The sequence below is a fragment of the Methanosphaera sp. ISO3-F5 genome, from assembly GCF_034480035.2.
Taxonomy (GTDB): Archaea; Methanobacteriota; Methanobacteria; order Methanobacteriales; family Methanobacteriaceae; genus Methanosphaera.
Window position 1 is genome coordinate 217816 of the sequence record NZ_CP118753.2, and the last position, 21696, is coordinate 239511.

Here is a 21696-nt window from a genome sequence, read left to right on the forward strand (position 1 = left end):
TAAAAAAATAATGATAAATTAAAATATTGTTATTGATATAAATATTAATATTATAAACAATTATTATTTTCATTATAATCAACGAATAAAAATGGAGTTCAATATATGGTTTCTGAATTAGAAAAGAAATGGCAAAAGAAATGGCAGGAAGAAAAATTATTTGAATCAAATCCTGATGACAGAAAAAAAATGTATGTAACAGTAGCATTCCCTTATCCAAGTGGAGCAATGCACGTAGGACATGGTAGAACATACACAGTTCCAGATGTTTATGCAAGATTTAAGAGAATGCAAGGATTCAACGTTTTATTCCCTATGGCATGGCACGTAACAGGAGCACCAGTAGTAGGAATAGCAAAAAGAATTGAAAGAAAAGATCCATGGACTTTAGACATATACAAAAATGTGCACCAAGTACCTGACGATGAATTAAAAAAATTTATAGATCCAGAGTATATAGTAAAATATTTTAGTTCAGAATATCATGAAGACATGACTCATATGGGATATTCCATAGATTGGAGAAGAGAATTCAGAACAATAGATCCACATTATCAACAATTTGTCAGATGGCAAATAAGACAACTTAAAGACAAAGACTTAATAAGAAAAGGATCACACCCAGTTAAATATTGTCCATCTGATGAAAATCCAGTAGGAGATCATGATTTACTTGAAGGAGAAGGTGTGGGAATAAATGAATTAACTTTAATCAAATTCCCTTGTGGAGAAGATTTCCTAGTTGCAGCAACATTCAGACCAGAAACATTATATGGAGCAACAAACTTCTGGTTAAATCCTGATGAAGAATATGTAAAAGTCAAATATAATGATGAAACATGGATAATCAGTAAAGAAGCATATGGAAATATCATCCACCAAAAAGAATCAATGGAAATTATAGAAGATGTAAATCCTAAAGAATACATAGGAAAATCAGTAACAAATCCTATCACAGGGGATTTATTACCAATATTCCCAGCATCATTCGTAAATCCTGATTATGCAACAGGAGTAGTATTTTCTGTTCCGGCACATGCACCTGCAGATTACATAGCATTAGAAGATATTAAAAATAATCAAGAATTAATTGATGAATATAATTTACAAGAACAAATAGACAACATCCAATTAATAAGCTTAGTAAATCTGAAAGGATATTCAGAATTCCCTGCACGTGACTTTATAAAACAGTTTAATGTACAAAGTCAAGATGATGCAAAACTAAAAGATGCAACAAATGAAGCATATAAAACAGAACATGCAAAAGGAATAATGAATGAAAATACAGGTGAATTTGAAGGAAAACGTGTTGCAGATGTAAGAAATGATGTAATTGAAAAATTAATCAATGAAAACATAGCAGATAAATTATATGAGTTTGCCGAAAAACCAGTCATATGTCGTTGTGGAGCAAAATGTGTTGTAAAAGAGTTAGACGACCAATGGTTTGTAAAATATTCTGATGAAGAATGGACTAAAAAAGCATATGAATGTCTCGATCAACTAGAAGTAGTTCCAAATGAATTAAAATCTAACTTCGAATATTATCTTGACTGGCTAGAAGATTGGGCATGTTCACGAAGATTAGGTTTAGGAACACACATGCCATGGGATGAAAAATGGTTAATAGAACCATTAACTGATTCAACAATTTACATGTCCTATTATACTATTGCAAAATATATGAAAGATATAAAACCAGAAGATTTAAATGATGCATTCTTTAACAAAGTATTTTTAAATCAAGATGGTGCAAATGACGGATCAATAAATAAAATTTCACCTGAATTAACAGAACAAATACAAAAAGAATTCAATTATTGGTATCCATTAAATTGGAGATTATCTGCTAAAGATTTAGTTGGAAATCATTTATCATTCCATATGTTCCATCACGCAGCAATTTTTCCTAAAGAATGTTGGCCTAAAGGAATAACAGTATTTGGAATGGGATTACTTGAAGGACAAAAAATGTCTTCATCTAAAGGTAATGTAATATTATTAAGTGAAGCAATAGATAAATATGGTGCAGATACCGTAAGACTATTCTTAATGTCATCCGCAGAACCATGGCAAGACTTTGACTGGAGAGAAAAAGAAGTAAATGGTATAAAAAGAAGATTAGAATTGATTCAAGAATTCCCTGAAAAAATAGAATCATTAATTTGTGAACCATTAAAATTATCCTTAGATAATAAAGTACCAACAGTCACTAAATCCTTGAATAAATGGATAATTAGTCAAATAAATCAGAAAATAGGTATTGCAACTGAAGCACTTGAAGGATTCCAAACAAGAAAAGCATTACAAGCAAGTTTATTCCTATTCAGAAAAGATGTTGATTATTACTTAAACAGAATAACATTAATAGAATCTGAAGAAAAAGAAACCTTAAAATATATAGTTAACACTTGGATAAGATTATTATCACCATTTGTACCATATACTACAGAAGAAATATGGGATAAATATAATGATGATGAAATATTCATGTCTTCAATCGCATGGCCTGTAAAAGATGATTCAGTAATTGATGATAAAATTGAAAAAAGCGAAGAAATGATTCAAGACTTAGCTAAAGATATTAAGGAAATCATTAAAATCACAAAGTCAACTCCTGAAACAGTACATTTATACACAGCACCTGACTGGAAATATGATGTATATGAAATAGCACAAGAAGTTGGAAAACCAAACATTGGTGAAATAATTGGCAGATCCATGAAAGCAAACTTACATGATAACAAGAAGGAATTATCTAAATTTGCAACAAAAGCAGGAAAATCATTTAACAAAATCAATTATGTTGGAAAAATAGATGAAGTAGCAGTAATAAATGATGCTAAAAATTACTTAGAAAGTGAAATAAACGCTAAAATAGAAGTTTATTCAGATCCAACATATGATCCACAGAATAAAGCACAAAATGCAACACCATATAAGCCAGCAATATATTTAGAATAAGGATTTTTCCTTATTTAAACAATTTTTTTTTCATCGAAAAATATAATATTGAGAACCTAGAAATATATAATTAGTATTTTATAAATTTGTTTTAAAATGCCTTGGTAGTGTAGCGGATATCACGAGGGACTGCGGATCCCTTTACCGGGGTTCAAATCCCCGTCAGGGCACTATTTTTATATTATTTTTTTATACTATTTTTTAATCAGAATAAAATTTCTTTTAAATACTTCTTTATAGTATTGTTTATATAATTAGTACTAAAGAATAACATTATTGAGGTATACTATGGTAAACATTGGAATATTAGAAGTGGATGGTGTTTTAACATTATATGAACATTTTGGACATTTACCTACAAATGTAGTAAAATCAGATGGAACAATAGAAAACGGAAAAAAAGCTCATGAAGAATTAGATGGTTTAATAATTCCTGGAGGAACAATAGTTGAATCAGAAACATTAACTCCTGAATTAACAGAAGAAATTAACTTAATTAATGATAATGACGGTTTTATTCTAGGAATGTGTGCCGGTTTTCAAATACTATCTAAAGAAGTAAACGTGGGAAGAAATTCTCCAGTACCAATCATAAGAGAAGGATTAGGATTACTTGATGTAACATTTGAACCACTAATAAATACTAATAAAGTAAATGCAGAAATAGTTGATGACACAACATTATTCACAAAAAATCTTAAAAACACAACAGTCACAGGTTTTCACTGTCATACATACGGACAAATAGAATCAAACGATAAAAATGTAATATATTCTGATATCCAAAGAGCTAATTACAGACACCAACCAAAAAGAGTGCTTTCAGGAGTAACAAACAAAAAAGGAAATATCCTTGGAACAACAGTACACGGACTACTTGATGATAATCCTGCAATAGTAAATAACATATTAGAATATATTGATGCAGCAAATCAATATGATGACATAAAAGCTCGAAATAAAAAACTTCATGAAAAAGTATTTAATGAAATAGCTATCAACACAGGTAATAATTATGTTCCTAAAAAAGCTCATCCAGAAGTACCACCTATGATAATGTTAATGGGAACTGGATCAGAATCAGGTAAAACATTTTTATCAAGTGGAATTGTAGGAGCGCTACGTCAAAGAGGCATACACACTTATGTTATAAAAGTAGGACCGGATATAAGAGATTTATCTCCTTCATTATATGTCAATAAAGAAAAACTAGAAGAGTGGGCTTCTATAAAAATTGGCGATATAGGATGGATGCCTTTAGATCAAATCATAGAACATGTTAAAGGAAAAGGTTATGATTTAGTTTTAATTGAAGGGGTAATGAGTGCTGCCACAGGTTTACTAAATGAAAAAGTTCCTTATTCAACTGCAGAAATAGCATATGCTGGAAATATACCAGTTATAATGGTCTCTAGTGTAAGTAAAGGTGGTATAGAAACAGCAGCTATAGATATTGAAGCACACATTAATCTTCTTAAAAAAATGGATGTAAATACTAAAGGAATAATTCTTAACCGTACTTATGATGATAAAATAGTAAGCCATGTCTCTGATTTTTTATCAAATAAATCTGGAATAAGTAAAAACAATATATGGAGTATTTCTAAGGCTAAAGTTGAAAATAAGGGCAGGGTGCCTGAAGATTATTTACAACTAGAAAATTTCACAAAAGCAGCAATTGATGTTGTAAATAAAGATTTGGATGTAATGAAATTTGTAGAATTAGCTGAAATTCCTAAATTTAGGAATTATTTAACATTTGAAGAAATTGTGGATATTTATAAAAAATAGTATTATAAAAGAATTTTGTTAAATTCTTTTTTTTATATTTCTTCTTTTATAGTTTCGATTTTTTTCTCTAAACTGCCTTGTTTTATTACCATACCTAAAATATTAGACAAGTTTAAGATGTTGTCAACTACTATTAATCCTTTTGCTTGTAATAATGAGTATATAGTTTTCACATTAGAAGAAGGTATGTCAAAAATCTCACCAGTGATGGTTTCCCATTTAGTTTCATATTTGGTGTCCTGATTCTGGTTTTTGAATAATTTTACTTCTTTTGGATAAGCATTGATGATTATTTCATCAGTCTGAACAATTGGTTCAGTAATTTTTGTCTGTTCTATTGTTGATATTTCTATAATCTTTTCGGGTGGTACGATTTTTAAGTATTGATTTTCTCCAATTTTTCTTAACATTGATTTAGTCACAATAGTATGTGTAACTAGTTCATAATCGTCAGTCATTGTATCCCTCCCGGAATACGGTTTAATGTTCGAATGTCCTGTTAATGCTATTAATTGTTTATTAATTTTTTATCAATAGTAATTAACTTATTTATTAAAAATATTTTTATTATTTCTATTTAATATTATTTTTCATAATTTTCATTTATTGTTATATTTACTTTTGAATTATCTTTTAATTCCATCGTATCTCTTAATTTTTCATCTGCAATAAATTCAATTGTGTTAAATTTATGCACGGTTTTTGTTGGAAATAAAATTGCCCCTTTTTTACTGGAAATTTTTTTTAAATCGGATATTCTTGCTTTTAAAAAATAAACATCCCCTAAGTTTTCATCACCTTCAATTATTTTTAATTCATTGTTGTATTCTTCTTTTAAGTTTATTTCGATATCTTTATTTAATTTAATATTTAATGTTCCAGGATATGGTTCAAAACCTAACTTATTCTTGTATTGTTTTTTGTATGTATCTTTTTGCATGAAGTTTCCAGCTTTTCCTAATCCTGAAGTAACTTTACCTTCAAAATTTATCATTGACACCATTCCCATCAAGTATTTTTTTTAAACTAACTTTAAATATAATATATATTTTAAGAAACATAAATATAATTACTTATAGTTTATCAAAAAGTAATTATACATAATTTTATATGATTTATAGAAAAAACTTGAGGGCAAAATAAATGAGCATAAGAATAGCAATACCTTCAAAAGGAAGAATTAGTGGGCCTGCAGTAGAATTACTCGAAAAAGCAGGAATAGGATTAACAGATAACTCCAATAGAAAACTATTTTCACATACATTTGATCCAGAAATAAGTGTAATGTTCACAAGAGCAGCAGATATTCCTGAATATGTGGAAGATGGTGCAGCAGATATTGGAATAACTGGTTTAGATTTAATTAAAGAAAAAAAAGCAGATGTTGAATTACTTGAAGATTTGCACTTTGGTTATACAAAACTTGTAATAGCAGCTCCAGAAACTTCTGATTTCAAAACAGCAGAAGACTTAAAAAATGTTAAAACAGTTGCAACAGAATTTCCTCAATTAACAAAGGATTACTTCACAAATAAAAATATTAACGCAAAAATTTTATCATTAACTGGTGCAACAGAAGTAGCTCCATTAATTGGAGTAGCTGATGTCATATCTGATCTAACAAGTACTGGAACAACACTAAAAATGAATCATTTACGTGAAATAGATACAATTCTTGAAAGTTCTATAATGTTAATAGCTAATAAAGATAGTTTAAAAACAAAATATGATAAAATTGAATCCATCCAAACAGGAATTATAGGAGTTATTCAGGCTGAAGGAAAAAAATTAATCATGGCAAATGTTAAAAAAGAAGACTTGAACGAAATTAAAGAGGCAATGCCTGGTATGGGTGGGCCAACAATATCTGAAATATATGGTAAAGAAGGTATTGTATCCGTTCATGCTGTGATTTCAGAAAAAGATGTATTTGAAACAATAAATAAACTTAGGAAAATTGGAGCTAAAGATTTACTAGTACTTCCAATAGAAAGAATTTTAGAATAAATCAAATAATCTGATTTACATGAAATATATAAAATATCAAACAAAGGATAATAAAGTATTTGTCGGAATATTGGAAGACGAAACTATCTATCGTTTAAACTATGAATCCATTATTGATGCAATTAAGGATGAAGAAGATATCAAAAAATATTATTTGAATAATTTTAAAGATTGTTTAGATGATGTTAAAGTTTTAACGCCGGTTGATCCATCAAAAATAGTCTGTGTAGGATTAAACTATAATGACCATGCAAATGAATTATCTATGAATATTCCCTCAGAACCATTATTATTCTTAAAACCATCAACATCCGTCATAGCACACGAAGAAAACATAATATATCCTAAAGATACAAAAAAATTAGATTTTGAAGCAGAGTTAGGATTAGTGGTATTGTCAGAGATAAATAATAAAAATAATGAGGATGTTTTTGACATAGCATATACAATTATAAATGATGTGACTGCAAGAGATTTGCAAGAAAAAGATGGACAATGGACAAGATCAAAAAGTTTCGACACATTTTGTCCAATAGGGCCTGTAGTTGCTACAGGAATAAATCCTTCAAATTTAAGAATTTGTTCAAAAGTAAATAATGAAATTAAACAGGATTCAAATACGGGGTACATGATTTTTTCTCCAAAAGAATTAATTCATTACATATCTAGTATTATGACATTAAAAGAGGGTGATTTAATAGCAACAGGAACACCCCCTGGAATTGATCATTTAGAACATGGAGATAAAATAGAAATAATTGTTGAAAAAATAGGAATTTTGAGAAATATAGTTAAATAGGAGGAATAAAAGTGAAAATTACTGAATTTACTTGTGATGTGTTAGTTATAGGTTCTGGTGGAGCAGGATGTAAATGTGGAATAGTTGCAAGAAAAAATGATCAAGAAGTGATAATGGTATCTAAAGGATTAACATTTAAATCCGGGTGTACTATGTTGGCTGAAGGAGGTTATAATGCAGTATTCGGATATGTGGATGAAGCAGACTCCCTTCAATTACATATTCTTGACACATTAAAAGGTGGTGCTTTTTTAAATGATTTACACTTAGTTCATGAACTTGTACTAGAATCACCTAAAAGATTAATTGAATTAGAATCTTATGGATGTCTATTTGATAGGCAGGATGATGGTAGATTAAATCAAAGAGCATTTGGTGGTCAATCCTGTCGCAGAACATGTTTTAAAGGTGATCAATCAGGTCATGAAATGATGTTGGGTCTTAAAGAAGAAGTAATACGTGAAGGTGTTAAAACTCACTCAGAAGTAATGATTACAAAATTATTGTTTGATAACAGTCATACAAAAATTGTTGGTGCAATGGGTATCTCCTTAAATGATGGTTCTATAATAGTATACCATTCAAAGGCAACAGTTATTGCATCGGGGGGATGTGGATGGTTATATCCGGTCACATCAAACGCAGTTCAAAAAACAGGTGATGGAATAATCATGGCTTATGATGCTGGTGCAGATATGATGGACATGGAAATGGTTCAATTCCATCCAACAGGAATGGTTTCTCCAAAATCACGTAAAGGGGTCTTAATTACTGAAGCTGTCCGTGGAGAAGGAGGTCATTTAATCAACACTGAAGGTGAACGATTCATGATTAATTATGATCCTCGTGAAGAATTAGCTACACGTGATATAGTAGCAAGGTCAATATATACTGAAATTCAAGAAGGAAGAGGAACTGAAGATGGTGGAGTATATCTTTCGGTTACACATTTACCTGAAGAACAAGTTCAAAAGAAATTACATACTATGGTTCAACAATTTAAAGATGTGGGAGTTGATATAATAAATGAACCAATGGAGGTAGCACCAACAGCTCACCATTTCATGGGTGGAATAAAAATTGATGGAAATTGTGAATCCAACGTAAAAAATTTATTTGCAGCCGGAGAAGCAACATCTGGAGTTCATGGAGCAAATCGTTTAGGAGGTAATGCCTTAGCAGATACTCAAGTATTTGGAAATATTGCAGGAATTCAATCCGCAAAACGTGCCAAAGAGTCCTCATTAGAACAACCAGATGAAAATGAAATTAACGAGGAAATTAACAGAATTTCTGACATTTGGACTGAAGGAACATATGATCCTGAAAGTATTAAAACAGAACTTAGAAAAATAATGTGGGATTATGTGGCAATAGTTAGGGATGAAAAAGGTTTAAAACAAGCTCAAATAGAATTAAATCAATTACAAGAAAAAGTAGAAGATATGAATGTTCCTAGTTACAAAGAATATAATAATAAATTGGTAACTGCATTAGAAGTAATTAGTATGATTAAACTTGCAAAATTAATTGTACAATCTGCATTATTAAGAAAAGAAAGCAGAGGTGCACATTATCGTATTGATTACCCTGAAAAAAATGATGCAGAGTACTTAAAAAGCTTTGTTTTAAATAAAAATAGAGAAGTAACCACAGTAAAACGTGGATTATTCGAAGATTAATCTCCTATAATTTTAAAAAAAAATGATATGATGTATTCACATCATATTTTTTCCTAATTTTTACTAAAGTTTTGGTGTTTAATTATTTTCAATAGCACTCATTGTACTTAAGATTTTATGATCTTCTTCAGGTTTTGCTTGTAATTGTAAACCTACAGGAATATCATTAACAAGTCCTGCTTTCATACTACTTGCAGGAATACCAGTAATGTTTGCAAGTACTGTTAGAACATCATATGCATACATATCCATAGTATCTATTTTCTCACCAATTTTATGAGGTAATTTTGGAACAGTAGGACCTGCGAGTATATCAACATCATTTAATACATTGTTGAAGTCTTTACGTATAAGAGATCTTGCTTGTAATGCCTTATTATAATATTTTCCACTGAATTCTTTCTGGCTGATGTATGATCCAATTTGTATTCTTCTTGCTACTTCTGGACCGCATACTTCTTCAATTCTTTCACCATATTTACGACCATCATATTTTCTGGTTGCTGAAAAGAATTCTACATAGTTAATTAAATAATATGTTGGTAAACCTAAGTCAACATCTCCAAAGCTTAATTCTTTAATTTCAGCACCTAAATCAGACATTTTATCAACAGATTTATTAATGACATCATTAATTTTTGAATCTGTAACATCCATAAATTCTTTAACTATTCCTACACTAGTATTTTCTAATGTTGTATTTGTTGTATCATCAATAAAAGGTGTTGTTTCCTTGTTTAAGGTGGTTGTATCATATGGATCATATCCTGTTATAACATCTAACATTAAACCTATACCAGTAGTGTCATTTGCAAATGGACCTATTTGGTCTAAACTCATTGCTAAATCAAGTAATCCCTGTCTAGATACCATACCATAGGTTGGTTTAAATCCCATTACTCCACAATGTGATGCAGGATTTCTTATTGATCCACCAGTATCAGAACCTAATGCAATATCACACATATCTGCAGCAATTGCTGCTGCTGAACCACCACTAGATCCACCAGGAATATGTCCTAATGCATTAGGATTGTTTGTAGGACCATACATTGAAGTTTCAGTAGAACTTCCTGCTGCAAACTCGTCCATATTGGTCAATCCTACTATAACTCCATCTTCTTCAATAATTTTATTAATTACTGTAGCATTGTAACTTCCCTGATATTCTTTAAGTGTTGGTGATGCAGCAGAGACAATGAAATCTTCAACGTTAATATTACATTTAATTCCTATGACAAGTCCTGCTAATTTTCCAGTTTTTTCACCGCTTTTTATTTTGTCATCTATTTCTTTAGCAACTTTTTGTGCTCTTTCCAGGTCTAATTCAACAAAAGCATTAATTTCATCATTTTTTTCTTCGATAATATTATACTTTTGTTCAAGATTTTCTGTAGCTGTTAATTCTTGTTCTTTAATTGATTTTACTTTATCGATAATTTTCATGTATTCACCTTTAGTAAAAATTCTTGAATTTTCTATATGTATAATATATCTATTTATTCCATCTATTAAATTTTATTTAAACTTAGTGTGTTGAGTAAAAATATTTGATTTTTTAGGTTAAAATTTATATGTATTAAAAATAATATATTATAACAATAACAAGTTTTGTACTATTATACTACAAACTATGATATATGGAATTAATAGTCTTGTACTCACATAAACTATTTCTGACATTTTCTAGTTTAATAATAAATATATAGGGCAGCTTGTTAGCATGTAAATATATTTATCTAAATATTCCTACTAATTCAAGTAGGAATGAAAAACATGTAATAAAATATTGATAGCAAAAAAATTAGTAATACTAAATGTATTATTAATGTATTGAATTTAATTAAAATTAACATTAAAGATAGAGTTTGTTATCAAAAATTGAATTCATGTATAATAATATTATTATAAAAGGTGAACAAATGGATCTTATAGAAAATTTAAAAGCAGCTTTAAACGGTGAAGAAGTAGAAAAAGTACCAGCAATCAGTGCAACTGCAGCAGCAGTAGAAGAAGCATTCCCTGGAGCAAATGTATCCTGGCCATCAGCACACACAGATGCTCAAGAAATGGCAAGATTAGGAATCTCATTACACGAACAAGCAGGATTAGAATGTGCAAGAGTACCTTTCGACTTAACCGCAGAAGCTGAAGCATTTGGCTGTGAAGTAGACTTAGGTGACATGGATAACACTCCAACCTTAAGAACACACGCACCATTCGATGACGTAGAAGATTTAGAAGTACCTGATGACTTTGCAAATCAAGGAAGATTACCTGTAATCATAGAATCAATTGAAATCTTAAAAAATGAACACCCAGAAGTACCTGTAGTAGTAGGTATGGCAGGTCCATTCACATTAGCAGGACACTTATTAGGTGTAGAAGATTTAGTAAAAATGTTAAAAACCGATGCATTTGTAGTAGAAGATGTAGTAGAAGTAGCATTAGATGCACAAACAGAATTAGTAGAAGCATTCAACGATGTTGGTGTAGATGTAATTTGTGTAGCAGACCCAACTTCATCTCCTGAATTATTAAACCCTGATGACTTCATGGACTTCGCACAACCTGCATTAGAAGACTCATCTGGTGAAATGGAAGCACAAAGTATCATCCACATTTGTGGTAACTCACTCCCAATTATGGAAGGTATGTTAGACTCTGGTTTCAACGGAGCTTCATTCGAAGAAGCAGTAAATGTTGAAGAAGCAAGACAAATCCAACAAGATAACGACTTAGAAACAGTTCTTGTAGGTAACATCTCAACCAGTCAAACTTTATTCAGTAAATCAACAGATGAAGTAAAAGCAGAAGTAACTACTGCATTAGAAAAAGGTATAGATGTATTAGCACCAAGTTGTGGTATTGCACCTAAATCCCCATTAGCAAACTTACAAGCATTTGTTGAAGCAAGAGATGCATTTTACGAATAAGTAGTTTCTAACTACTTTATTTCTTTTTTTTATTATATTATGCTATTACTTTTTAAAGATTTTTGCTCTTTTTTTATATAAAACTAATTTTCAACATGTATTTTTTACAGTAATTACTTGACAATTGTCATTGTATTTATTTAATCTTAATGGTCTATTCTATTAATTTTTTTGGGCTATTTTTATTACTTATGTAATAATTTTAATAAAATGAAAGTTTATTAATGTAATACGAATAAGTAACATCTTTTCAATTTTAAAAAAATATTGATTGTAATTTCTAATTTAATTGTATGTGATTCTATTATTTTTACTTTTTTTCAAAATAATCATTTTAACTACTTATTTTATTAATTTAATTCCTAAAAATCCTTTTTTCCAACTTGATTTTTATATTAATTTCATAAAGTTAAATAATACTTTAATGAATTTCAAGTATCTAGTAATAAAATCAACTTAGATATTATATATCGATTAGGGCTAAAGTAATAACTATGTGGGTATAAGATTAAAAAAATTAAGTGGTGAAATTATATGTCAAGAAAAGTATTTACAAAAATGGTAACAGAATCAGCAGACGACATGTTATTTGGGGACACTAAAAACCCTGTAAAACTCGGATTAGACCAAGTAGCAGGTGGAGGAGTAGTATATCCTAACATTAAAGTAGCACCTGCAGAAGGATCAGAAGAAAGTATTGATGGATTAGAAGCAACATCCAAAAACATCGCTTTCGCAGCATGTCAAAGAGCAGCAGATATCGGATTACCAGCAATACAAATAGAAACAGAACACGTACAACAACAATCAATCAGCAGAGAAGCTTCCGAAAGATGTACAGCAGTAACATGGGAAGAACTCGAAAAATTACACGAAAAATATGGAACCGCAGTTTCATTAATGTCAACAGTAGCTGATATGAGAGAAGAAGAAAACGGATTAAGAGGATCTGAATTCGACATCGCTATGGACGAATCATTCGAAGCATGTGCACAAAATGGAGCATCCATGTTATGTATCGAAACCGTTGGTGGTAAAGTAGTATCTGACTACGGTATATCAAGAGGAGACGCAAGAGCAATTCTCTACGGTATCGGTGTATTAGGTTCCAACGATATGGAATACATGTGGACAAAAATCGTAGACATAGCAAAAAGAAACGGAATCGTTCCTGGTGGGGACACAGACTGTGCACAAGCTAACACAGCAATGTTCTTAGCTGGTGGATTCATGGGTAAAAACGTTTCACACACAGTTGCAGCAGTAGCAAGAGCAATTGCAGGAGCAAGAAGTTTAGTAGCTATTGAATGTGGTGCACAAGGACCTACAAAAGACTGTGGATACGAAAACCCTATTGTAAAATCAATCGCTTCCGTACCTATCTGTGCAGAAGGTAAAAACGCAACCTGTGCTCACGCAGACTTAATGGGTAACTTAACCGCTGGTGTATGTGATGTATGGAGTAACGAATCTGTATATAACAGAGAAGAAATGGGTGGACCAACCCCTGGTGTATGGTTACAATCCTTAGGTTACGAATGTGCATTAATGAACACAGCAAAACAAATCGGAACCGCAAAAGCATTAAGAGACTCATACGTATTAGCAGATAAATACCGAGACCCTCAAGGTGTAATCCTTGCATACGATAACGCATACAGAATTGGTGAAGCAATCGTAGCTGACGGTGAAGACAACTACCTCAGAGCACGTGCAGCAGCACTCAAAGCAATGGACTGTATTAACGAAGCTGTAGAAGCAAAACGTATATTCTTAACAAGATTCGAAAGAGACACTCTCGATTCAACTTACAAAACATACGAACAATTACCAGATGACTCTGCAAAATTCTTAAAACAATCTGTAAAACGTTACAGCAGAAAAGTAAAAGAACACGATATAAAACAATACGATTTATAAGCGTGAAATACAATAAAATTTTAATAAATAATTAAGGATGTGTATTCAAATGGTTAGCCCTTTAGAAAAATATTATGAACATTTTGAAAGTATTGAAGATTACGAAAAAATTGCAATAAGATACAACGTTAAAGTAGAAGGTCCAGCTCTCAAACCTGAAGACGACCCAGAAGTAGTTGAAATCTTACCATCAGAAGAAGGAACAAAAAGAACCCTTGCTTTAGATGTATTATACGGTGACAAAGACAAAACCGATGCAGACGTAGAAGCAGCATTAAACGATGGTGAAGATCCAATAGACCTCATTAACAATGCTTTAATGAAAGGTATGGATGGTGTATCTGCTTTATACACTAAAGGTGAATTCTTCTTACCTGATTTAATGTTAGCAGGGGACGCAATGATGTCCGGTGTAGCACTTTGTGAAGCAAAACTCGGACACAAAGCAGATTCCAAAGCAAAAGTAGTATGTTGTGCAGTAGAAGGTGACCCTCACGACATCGGTAAAAACTTAATTGTTATGTTCTTAAACGCAAACGGATACGAACCAATAGACCTCGGTCGTGACGTACCAACACCAGATGTAGTAGCAGCATTAAAAGAACATCAACCAGCAATGGCAACAGCAACAGCATTAATGACAACAACAATGACCGCATTCGGTAAAATTGCAGCATTAATGGAAGAAGAAGGTGTAGATGTACCTATTGGATGTGGTGGAGGAGCAGTAAGACGTGACTTCGTAGAAGAAAGTGCACACTGTTTCTACGGTGTAGAAGCATACCACACACCTAAATTAGCAGATGCTATTGTAGATGACGGAAAAACTTGGGAAGACATCAGAAACGAATACGCTGACATTGTCGGTGAATACGTAGCAGCATACTCCTAAGTACGGGATTGGTAACTCTGTTAAGTTTAAGATAAGTTTAGCGTGTTCTTATCTTAAACATTTTTTTTTAAATTATTTTTAAGATATTTTCTGTTTTTGAATCATTTTTTTAGATTTTCTATTTTTCTCAAATACTATTAATGCAATATTTTCTATCTTTTAATCATTTTAATTTTAATAATTTTTACTAAAATTTGTATTACCTTAATTTTCTTTATTTTAATGTATTACAATCTAATAAAAAACATTATCTAAAAATTCAAAATTTCTCTTATTTTTTAATAAAATTAACTATTTTTAAAGTTTTATTAATTTAATTTATTCTTTATTTTTATTTTTTCATATAAAAATTATTTTTAAAGATTTTTATACATCATATTACAAAGTAATAATTATAAGTATTAACTTACTACTTAAAATTTTAGTAAAGTAATACTTTAGAATATATTTAAAAATATTATGTGGGTATAAATATCTTAATTAAAATTGGAGAAATTATATGGTAACAAAACGTTATACAAAAATGGAAAATGATTCAGCAGATGATGTAGTATTTGGACAAACTAAAAACCCTGTAAAAATGGGATTAGACCAAATTATGGGCGGAGGAGTAGTTGTTCCAAATATTAAAGTAGCACCTGCAGAAGGATCAGAAGAAAGTGTTGATGGACTAGAAGCAACATCCAAAAACATAGCCTTTGCAGCTTGTCAAAGAGCAGCAGATATTGGATTACCTGCATTTCAAATAGAAACAGAACACGTACAACAACAATCAATTAACAGAGAAGCATCTGAAAGATGTACTGCAGTAACCTGGGCAGAACTTGAACAAATGCACGAAAAATATGGAACCGCAGTTTCATTAATGTCAACAGTAGCTGATATGAGAGAAGAAGAAAACGGATTAAGAGGATCCGAATTCGACATCGCTATGGACGAATCATTCGAAGCATGTGCACAAAATGGAGCATCCATGTTATGTATTGAAACAATTGGTGGAAAAGTAGTATCAGATTATGGTATTTCAAGAGGAGATGTAAGAGCAATATTGTATGGAATTGGAGTACTAGGATCAATAGATATGGAATACATGTGGACAAAAATCGTAGACATAGCAAACAGAAACAATGTAGTTCCTGGAGGAGATACAGACTGTGCACAAGCTAACACAGCAATGTTCTTAGCAGGTGGACTAACTAGTAAAAACGTTTCACATACAATAGCAGCAGTAGCAAGAGCAATTGCAGGAGCAAGAAGTTTAGTAGCTATTGAATGTGGTGCAAGAGGACCAACAAAAGACTGTGGATACGAAAATCCAATCGTAAAATCAATCGCTTCCGTACCTATCTGTGCAGAAGGTAAAAACGCAACCTGTGCTCACTCTGATTTAATGGGAAACTTAGCAGCTGCAGTGTGCGATGTATGGAGTAACGAATCTGTATACAACAGGGAAGAAATGGGTGGACCAACTCCTGGTGTATGGTTACAATCTTTAGGATGTGAATGTGCATTAATGAACACAGCAACTCAAATAGGAGTATCAAAAGAACTAAGAGATACTTACACACTAGCAGATAAATACCGAGACCCTCAAGGAGTAATATTAGCATATGATAATGCATACAAAATTGGTGAAGCAATTGTCGCTGATGGTGAAGATATATATCTAAGATCACGTGCAGCAGCACTTAAAGCTATGGACTTAATAAATGAAGCAGTAGAAGCAAAACGTATTTACTTAACAAGATTCGAAAGAGATACTCTCGATTCAACTTACAAAACATATGAACAATTACCAGATAAACAAAGTAAATTCGTTAAACAATCAATAAAAAGATATGGAAGAAAAGTCAAAGAACACGATCCATCACAATATGAATTATAAAAATAAATATAAAGGTGAAATATCATGTCAAGTCCATTAGAAAAATATTATGAACAATTCGAAAGTATTGAAGATTACGAAAAAATTGCAATAAGATACAACGTTAAAGTTGAAGGTCCAGCTCTCAAACCTGAAGATGACCCAGAAGTAGTTGAAATCTTACCAAAAGAAGAAGGAATTAAAAGAACCCTTGCTTTAGATGTATTATATGGTGATAAAGATAAAACTGATGAAGATGTAGCAGCAGCATTAGACGCAGGTGAAGATCCAATTGACCTCATTAACAATGCTTTAATGAAAGGTATGGATGGTGTATCTGCTTTATACACTAAAGGTGAATTCTTCTTACCTGATTTAATGTTAGCTGGGGATGCAATGATGTCTGGTGTAGAAATTTGTGAAGCAAAACTCGGACACAAAGCAGATACAAAAGCACCAATCATGTGTTTTGCAGTAGAAGGTGACCCTCACGACATAGGTAAAAACTTAATTGTCATGTTCTTAAACGCAAACGGTTATGAAGCTATAGATTTAGGTCGTGATGTACCAACAACAGAGGTAGTAGCAAAAGCAAAAGAACATAATCCTGCAATGATGACAGCTACTGCATTAATGACAACAACAATGACTGCTTTCGGTAAAATATCTGCAGCACTACAAGAAGAAGGTATTGATACTCCTATAGGATGTGGTGGTGGAGCGGTACGTCGTGACTTTGTAGAAGAATTTGATCAAACATTCTATGGTGTAGAAGCATACCATACACCTAAATTAGCAGATGCTGTTGTTGATGATGGTAAATCATGGGAAGATATCAGAAAAGAATATGCGGAAATAGTGGGAGAATATGTGGCAGCATATTCCTAAATAATTTAATAAATAGATAATGTTATGTACTTATCTATATTTCATTTTTTTTTTAAAATACTTCTTTTAATTCTTATTGTAATATCCTATTTTTTCTATTATTATTAATACTCCTTAAATAGAGTCATATTTATATCTTAAAAGATACTATATTTAATTAGAGTAAAAGTTATATTATGTTTAAACTATTACTATTAAAATATGCATTAATATATCAAATGAGGATGATTATATGGCAGAAGAATATGCAATAGCAATGGATATAGGTACAAGTGGTATTAGGGCTCAAGCAATAGATTTAGCAGATAACAGTACTATTTCTACAACAGTTACATTAAGACATCCAATACCAGGTGCAAATGTAATGGACCACTTACACTTTGCAGTAAATGTAGGTGGAGACCAAGCTCACCAACTTCTTATAGAAGCAGTAAACAAAGTAGTAGATCAATTAGGTGTAGATAAAACTAAAATAACACGATTTGCAGTATGTGGAAACCCAATTCAATTATCATTATTCCAAAATATTGAAATAAGAGATTTGGCATTTTGGGGAACTAATGCAATGGAAAGGTTAAACATTACTCCACCAAAAAGAAATTCACAAATAGTTAAACCAGCAGATATTGACTTAGACATTAATCCTGATGCAGAAGTATACATACCTCCTGCAATTAAACACGAAATTGGGGCAGATGCATTAGCAATGCTCGTAAAATCTGATGTAGTTAATCGTGAAGGAATATACTTAGTATCAGATTTCGGTACTAATGCAGAAATTGCACTAGTTATTGATGGTGAAATTTATTCATGTTCTGCAGCTGCAGGTCCTGCTATGGAAGGACAAGCAATTGAATGTGGTATGTTAGCATCACCTGGAGCTATATCTGATGTTGCACCAGAAGGTGACGATTGGCAAATAAAAGTTTTAAACGAAAACTTAAAAGTTGTTGATGGAGACGTTATGGATGTAGTAGAAGGTAATGTTATCAAAGAACGTGATAATGATACTAAAGCAAGAGGTATTACTGGTACTGGTGTAATTTCAGCATATAGTTTAGGTACTGAACAGGGTATCATATCAATACCTGATATTAAATCTCCAAATAACCAATTAAATTTACAAGATGATGTATATTTATCTGAAAAAGATTTAACAGAAATTGGTAAAGCATTAGGTGCTTTCAGAGCAGCACATATAACATTATGTGTTGAATCAGGAATAGACTTTGATGATATTGATGCAGTATATATGGCAGGTGCATCTGGATTCTATGTTGATCCTTTAAAATCATTAACAGTAGGTCAAATTCCTGCAAATTCATGGGATATATATCAAATTGGTAACACTTCATTAGCAATGGCAAGGGACATAGTAGAAAATCCAGATTTACTACAAGAATTACAAGAAGTGGCAGATGGAATGCAGGGTAATCACATAACTTTAGCAACTTCAGAAGTATTTGAAAAAATTTATGGTTTAGAATTAGCAGTATGTGAACAAAATATGCCATTATGGAAATATGATGAATGGTTAGAAAGTTATGGTTATGGAAACTTACCTGAATTAGAAGAAGATCCTGAAATCCACAGATTATATGAAAGTGATATTCCTGATATTGGAATAAACGGATTATCTATTATTGAGGAAGTAGGTACCAAACTTGAAAATAAAGTAGAAGGATGTATTAATTGTAAAGCATGTGAAAACGAATGTCCAGAAAATGCTTTAAAAATTGAAGATGGTGTTGCAACAATTCGTTCAGACTATTGTAATGGTAGTGCTTGTTTAAGATGTGAAAGAATATGTCCTGATAAAGTATTCTTATATGAAAAATTATTCTACATCCAAGGAGAAGAAGCAACACAATTATAATTCTTCTCAATATTTTTTTTTATTCTATTTTTAAAGTTGTCATCATGAAAGCTATAGTTTTTGATAATGCAGGTACAATAATTAAAAGAGTAACTGCTTTAAAAGATACTAATTCAAATAAACTAATTTTTGAATCCAATACTATAGGTATGGTTAATAAAAATGATGATAGTTTAATACTTGTTTTTCAAACACCAACAAAACAATTAATCCAGTATGATAAAAAAATAATTGACTATCTTAAAGATAATATTGAAAAATTTGAGATAGGTTATTCAAAAAAGAATTATACGAAACATGATGTTATTCAGGTACTGGAAAAGGACACATCTACTTTTGAGGATATTAGGGAATCTGCATCGTCATTAATAAAAAATTATGATATTGAGATATGCAGTGGATCTGCTTTAATAATTAATATTGGAACAAAAAAAATAGATTATGCCTATACTGCTGGTGGTTTATTTTTTAAGGATACATTAAAGTTATTCAAACAATTAAAGAAATTGGATTATCATATATTTATTGCATCAGGTGACAATAAACAATCACTTTCAAAGATTGCTAAAACTTTAAACATACCTCAAACCAATATTTATGATACATGTAATATGGATTGTAAAGAGAAAGTAATCAGTAAACTAAAAGAAAAATATGATCAAGTCATAATGGTTGGTAATAACACTAATGACTATTCAGCATTAAAAAAAGCAGACATCGGCATCTTAACAACAGAACAAGGAGAAAAACTACCTGAATACTTATTAAACTCTGTTGATTTTGTTATAAATAAAATAAGTGATGTATTAAAAATAATAGAAAAAGGGGATTAAATATTATTTAAAACTTCATTAATGATTTGTTCTTTATCCTCTTCATTCTTAGCTATGACATTCAAGGTGTTTTCTAAAGCTTCACGTGTAGGTGGAATTTCACCCAAAGCAATTAAAGATTCAACCCAATCCACAGTAGCTCTGATTGAAGGTTTTTTAGTCAAATCAAGTTTTCTAATCTTTTGAGTTTTTTCAACAATGTCTTTAACTAAGTTATCATCAGCAATAGGTACTCTTTTATTAATAATTTCAACTTCCCTATCATAGTCAGGATAATCAATGTATAAATATAAACATCTGTCCTTTGTTTCATCAAGTAAAGAACGTTGAGCATTAGAAGTTAAAACTACAACCAGATCATTTTTTAACTTAAATGTATCTAAATCATTAACAGTAATTTCTTTTTCACCCAATGCTTGCAGTAAAAAACTTTCTAATTCTTCATCAGCCTTATCAATCTCATCAATTAATAATACAGAAGGTTTATCATTACTAAAAGCAGTTAATAAAGGTCTTTGTATAAAGAATTCATCAGAAAATATTGTTAAATCTTCCTTATTTTCACGAGCCATCTCCAAATATAATAACTGTTTCTGATAATTCCATTCACCAACAACTTGTTCAAAGGTTATACCTTCATAACATTGTATTCTGAAAAAATCCCTACCAAAACTATCAGCAATAGTTTTTGCAAGTTCGGTCTTACCCGTTCCAGGAGGTCCTTCAATAAGTATTGGTTTTTTCAAAGCAAAGGCTAAAAATAAGGTTGTATTAATTTGATCATTAGAAATATATTTATTCTCTTCTAATTTACTTTTAATTTCTTCAATCTCTTTCATATATTCACCTCAAAGTATTATTGACTTATAGTCATAGGTTCTAATATCTATTTCTTCAGCAAATTTAAATTGAAAAGTTCCACTAATACTTGAATATATCTCTTTAAATTTGTCTTCGATGAATTTGGATTAATTAAATCATAACAAGTTTTGTCTAATAGTATAAGATTACAACCTAGCAAGAATTCAGATCTTATTTTTATCTTTTCTGAATTAATGTTACAATCATAAGCTTTAATATCTAATAAACTATTTATTAATAATACTTTATTATCTTTTTTATCATATATGCTAATGTTAACTATTTCAAAAATCCTTTTTTTGTCAAATATTGTATAATAATCTATTAATTTGATTGCATTATTATGAAAATTACTAATACATACATTACAATCAGAACGT

At 30.8% G+C, this 21696-nt stretch carries 16 protein-coding genes and 1 tRNA gene; 13 read left to right on the forward strand and 4 right to left on the reverse strand.

Annotated elements, in window-relative coordinates:
• Window positions 1-105 precede the first annotated feature (105 nt).
• From leuS to PXD04_RS12780, 3 genes are all read left to right on the forward strand, one after another.
• Complete coding sequence (gene leuS / locus PXD04_RS12770) at window positions 106-2967, forward strand: leucine--tRNA ligase (protein WP_323737256.1); 2862 nt, start codon at window positions 106-108, stop codon at window positions 2965-2967.
• Between the two features lie 98 nt (window positions 2968-3065).
• Window positions 3066-3137 (forward strand) — tRNA-Arg (locus PXD04_RS12775).
• Window positions 3138-3255: 118 nt separating this feature from the next.
• Window positions 3256-4758, forward strand: a complete 1503-nt coding sequence (locus tag PXD04_RS12780; RefSeq protein ID WP_323737257.1) for an AAA family ATPase — start codon at window positions 3256-3258, stop codon at window positions 4756-4758.
• Between the two features lie 32 nt (window positions 4759-4790).
• Here the strand turns inward: PXD04_RS12780 and PXD04_RS12785 are convergent, their stop codons facing one another.
• Together PXD04_RS12785 and PXD04_RS12790 are read right to left on the reverse strand one after the other, a co-directional pair.
• Window positions 4791-5216, reverse strand: coding sequence for a hypothetical protein (locus PXD04_RS12785; RefSeq protein ID WP_323737258.1), 426 nt, complete (start codon window positions 5214-5216; stop codon window positions 4791-4793).
• Between the two features lie 125 nt (window positions 5217-5341).
• Complete coding sequence (locus PXD04_RS12790; protein WP_323737259.1) at window positions 5342-5752, reverse strand: DUF120 domain-containing protein; 411 nt, start codon at window positions 5750-5752, stop codon at window positions 5342-5344.
• A gap of 149 nt (window positions 5753-5901) precedes the next feature.
• Here PXD04_RS12790 and hisG point away from each other — a divergent pair, with 149 nt between their 5' ends.
• Genes hisG through tfrA form a run of 3 tightly spaced genes read left to right on the forward strand, consistent with a single transcriptional unit; the run spans window position 5902 to window position 9246 of the window.
• Window positions 5902-6765 carry an ATP phosphoribosyltransferase gene (gene hisG, locus PXD04_RS12795; protein ID WP_323737260.1) on the forward strand — a complete coding sequence of 288 codons (864 nt, stop codon included), beginning with the start codon at window positions 5902-5904 and terminating at the stop codon, window positions 6763-6765.
• 19 nt (window positions 6766-6784) lie between these two features.
• Window positions 6785-7564, forward strand: coding sequence for a fumarylacetoacetate hydrolase family protein (locus PXD04_RS12800; protein ID WP_323737261.1), 780 nt, complete (start codon window positions 6785-6787; stop codon window positions 7562-7564).
• 11 nt (window positions 7565-7575) lie between these two features.
• Window positions 7576-9246, forward strand: coding sequence for a fumarate reductase (CoM/CoB) subunit TfrA (gene tfrA / locus PXD04_RS12805; protein WP_323737262.1), 1671 nt, complete (start codon window positions 7576-7578; stop codon window positions 9244-9246).
• Between the two features lie 78 nt (window positions 9247-9324).
• Here tfrA and gatA read toward each other — a convergent pair whose 3' ends face one another.
• Window positions 9325-10692: an Asp-tRNA(Asn)/Glu-tRNA(Gln) amidotransferase subunit GatA gene (gene gatA, locus PXD04_RS12810; RefSeq protein WP_323737263.1), complete on the reverse strand. Its 1368-nt coding sequence runs from the start codon at window positions 10690-10692 to the stop codon at window positions 9325-9327.
• Window positions 10693-11168: 476 nt separating this feature from the next.
• On the opposite strand from gatA, the gene PXD04_RS12815 reads away from it, so the two are divergent.
• From PXD04_RS12815 to PXD04_RS12845, 7 genes are all read left to right on the forward strand, one after another.
• Complete coding sequence (locus PXD04_RS12815; protein WP_323737264.1) at window positions 11169-12182, forward strand: MtaA/CmuA family methyltransferase; 1014 nt, start codon at window positions 11169-11171, stop codon at window positions 12180-12182.
• 534 nt (window positions 12183-12716) lie between these two features.
• Complete coding sequence (locus PXD04_RS12820; protein ID WP_323737265.1) at window positions 12717-14102, forward strand: methyltransferase MtaB domain-containing protein; 1386 nt, start codon at window positions 12717-12719, stop codon at window positions 14100-14102.
• A gap of 49 nt (window positions 14103-14151) precedes the next feature.
• Window positions 14152-14994, forward strand: coding sequence for a methanol--corrinoid protein MtaC (gene mtaC, locus PXD04_RS12825; RefSeq protein WP_323737266.1), 843 nt, complete (start codon window positions 14152-14154; stop codon window positions 14992-14994).
• 499 nt (window positions 14995-15493) lie between these two features.
• The gene (locus PXD04_RS12830) at window positions 15494-16879 is read left to right on the forward strand and encodes a methyltransferase MtaB domain-containing protein (protein WP_323737267.1); all 1386 of its coding nucleotides are present in this window, start codon (window positions 15494-15496) and stop codon (window positions 16877-16879) included.
• Window positions 16880-16903: 24 nt separating this feature from the next.
• On the forward strand, window positions 16904-17746 hold the full coding sequence (mtaC, locus tag PXD04_RS12835) for a methanol--corrinoid protein MtaC (protein ID WP_323737268.1): 843 nt from the start codon (window positions 16904-16906) through the stop codon (window positions 17744-17746).
• 232 nt (window positions 17747-17978) lie between these two features.
• On the forward strand, window positions 17979-19622 hold the full coding sequence (locus tag PXD04_RS12840) for a methylamine methyltransferase corrinoid protein reductive activase (RefSeq protein ID WP_323737269.1): 1644 nt from the start codon (window positions 17979-17981) through the stop codon (window positions 19620-19622).
• A 44-nt stretch (window positions 19623-19666) separates the two neighbouring features.
• Window positions 19667-20455, forward strand: coding sequence for an HAD family hydrolase (locus PXD04_RS12845; protein ID WP_323737270.1), 789 nt, complete (start codon window positions 19667-19669; stop codon window positions 20453-20455).
• On the opposite strand, the gene PXD04_RS12850 is transcribed toward PXD04_RS12845, so the two are convergent.
• Window positions 20452-21294 carry a MoxR family ATPase gene (locus PXD04_RS12850; protein WP_323737271.1) on the reverse strand — a complete coding sequence of 281 codons (843 nt, stop codon included), beginning with the start codon at window positions 21292-21294 and terminating at the stop codon, window positions 20452-20454. The two genes, PXD04_RS12845 and PXD04_RS12850, sit on opposite strands and share 4 nt — an antisense overlap.
• Window positions 21295-21696 lie beyond the last annotated feature (402 nt).

Bases quoted from the DNA above. Each gene is read 5' to 3' on its own strand.
- leuS (WP_323737256.1), top strand. From the start codon at position 106: ATGGTTTCTGAATTAGAAAAGAAATGGCAAAAGAAATGGCAGGAAGAA.
- PXD04_RS12780 (WP_323737257.1), top strand. From the start codon at position 3,256: ATGGTAAACATTGGAATATTAGAAGTGGATGGTGTTTTAACATTATAT.
- PXD04_RS12785 (WP_323737258.1), bottom strand. From the start codon at position 5,216: ATGACTGACGATTATGAACTAGTTACACATACTATTGTGACTAAATCA.
- PXD04_RS12790 (WP_323737259.1), bottom strand. From the start codon at position 5,752: ATGATAAATTTTGAAGGTAAAGTTACTTCAGGATTAGGAAAAGCTGGA.
- hisG (WP_323737260.1), top strand. From the start codon at position 5,902: ATGAGCATAAGAATAGCAATACCTTCAAAAGGAAGAATTAGTGGGCCT.
- PXD04_RS12800 (WP_323737261.1), top strand. From the start codon at position 6,785: ATGAAATATATAAAATATCAAACAAAGGATAATAAAGTATTTGTCGGA.
- gatA (WP_323737263.1), bottom strand. From the start codon at position 10,692: ATGAAAATTATCGATAAAGTAAAATCAATTAAAGAACAAGAATTAACA.
- PXD04_RS12815 (WP_323737264.1), top strand. From the start codon at position 11,169: ATGGATCTTATAGAAAATTTAAAAGCAGCTTTAAACGGTGAAGAAGTA.
- PXD04_RS12820 (WP_323737265.1), top strand. From the start codon at position 12,717: ATGTCAAGAAAAGTATTTACAAAAATGGTAACAGAATCAGCAGACGAC.
- mtaC (WP_323737266.1), top strand. From the start codon at position 14,152: ATGGTTAGCCCTTTAGAAAAATATTATGAACATTTTGAAAGTATTGAA.
- PXD04_RS12830 (WP_323737267.1), top strand. From the start codon at position 15,494: ATGGTAACAAAACGTTATACAAAAATGGAAAATGATTCAGCAGATGAT.
- mtaC (WP_323737268.1), top strand. From the start codon at position 16,904: ATGTCAAGTCCATTAGAAAAATATTATGAACAATTCGAAAGTATTGAA.
- PXD04_RS12840 (WP_323737269.1), top strand. From the start codon at position 17,979: ATGGCAGAAGAATATGCAATAGCAATGGATATAGGTACAAGTGGTATT.
- PXD04_RS12845 (WP_323737270.1), top strand. From the start codon at position 19,667: ATGAAAGCTATAGTTTTTGATAATGCAGGTACAATAATTAAAAGAGTA.
- PXD04_RS12850 (WP_323737271.1), bottom strand. From the start codon at position 21,294: ATGAAAGAGATTGAAGAAATTAAAAGTAAATTAGAAGAGAATAAATAT.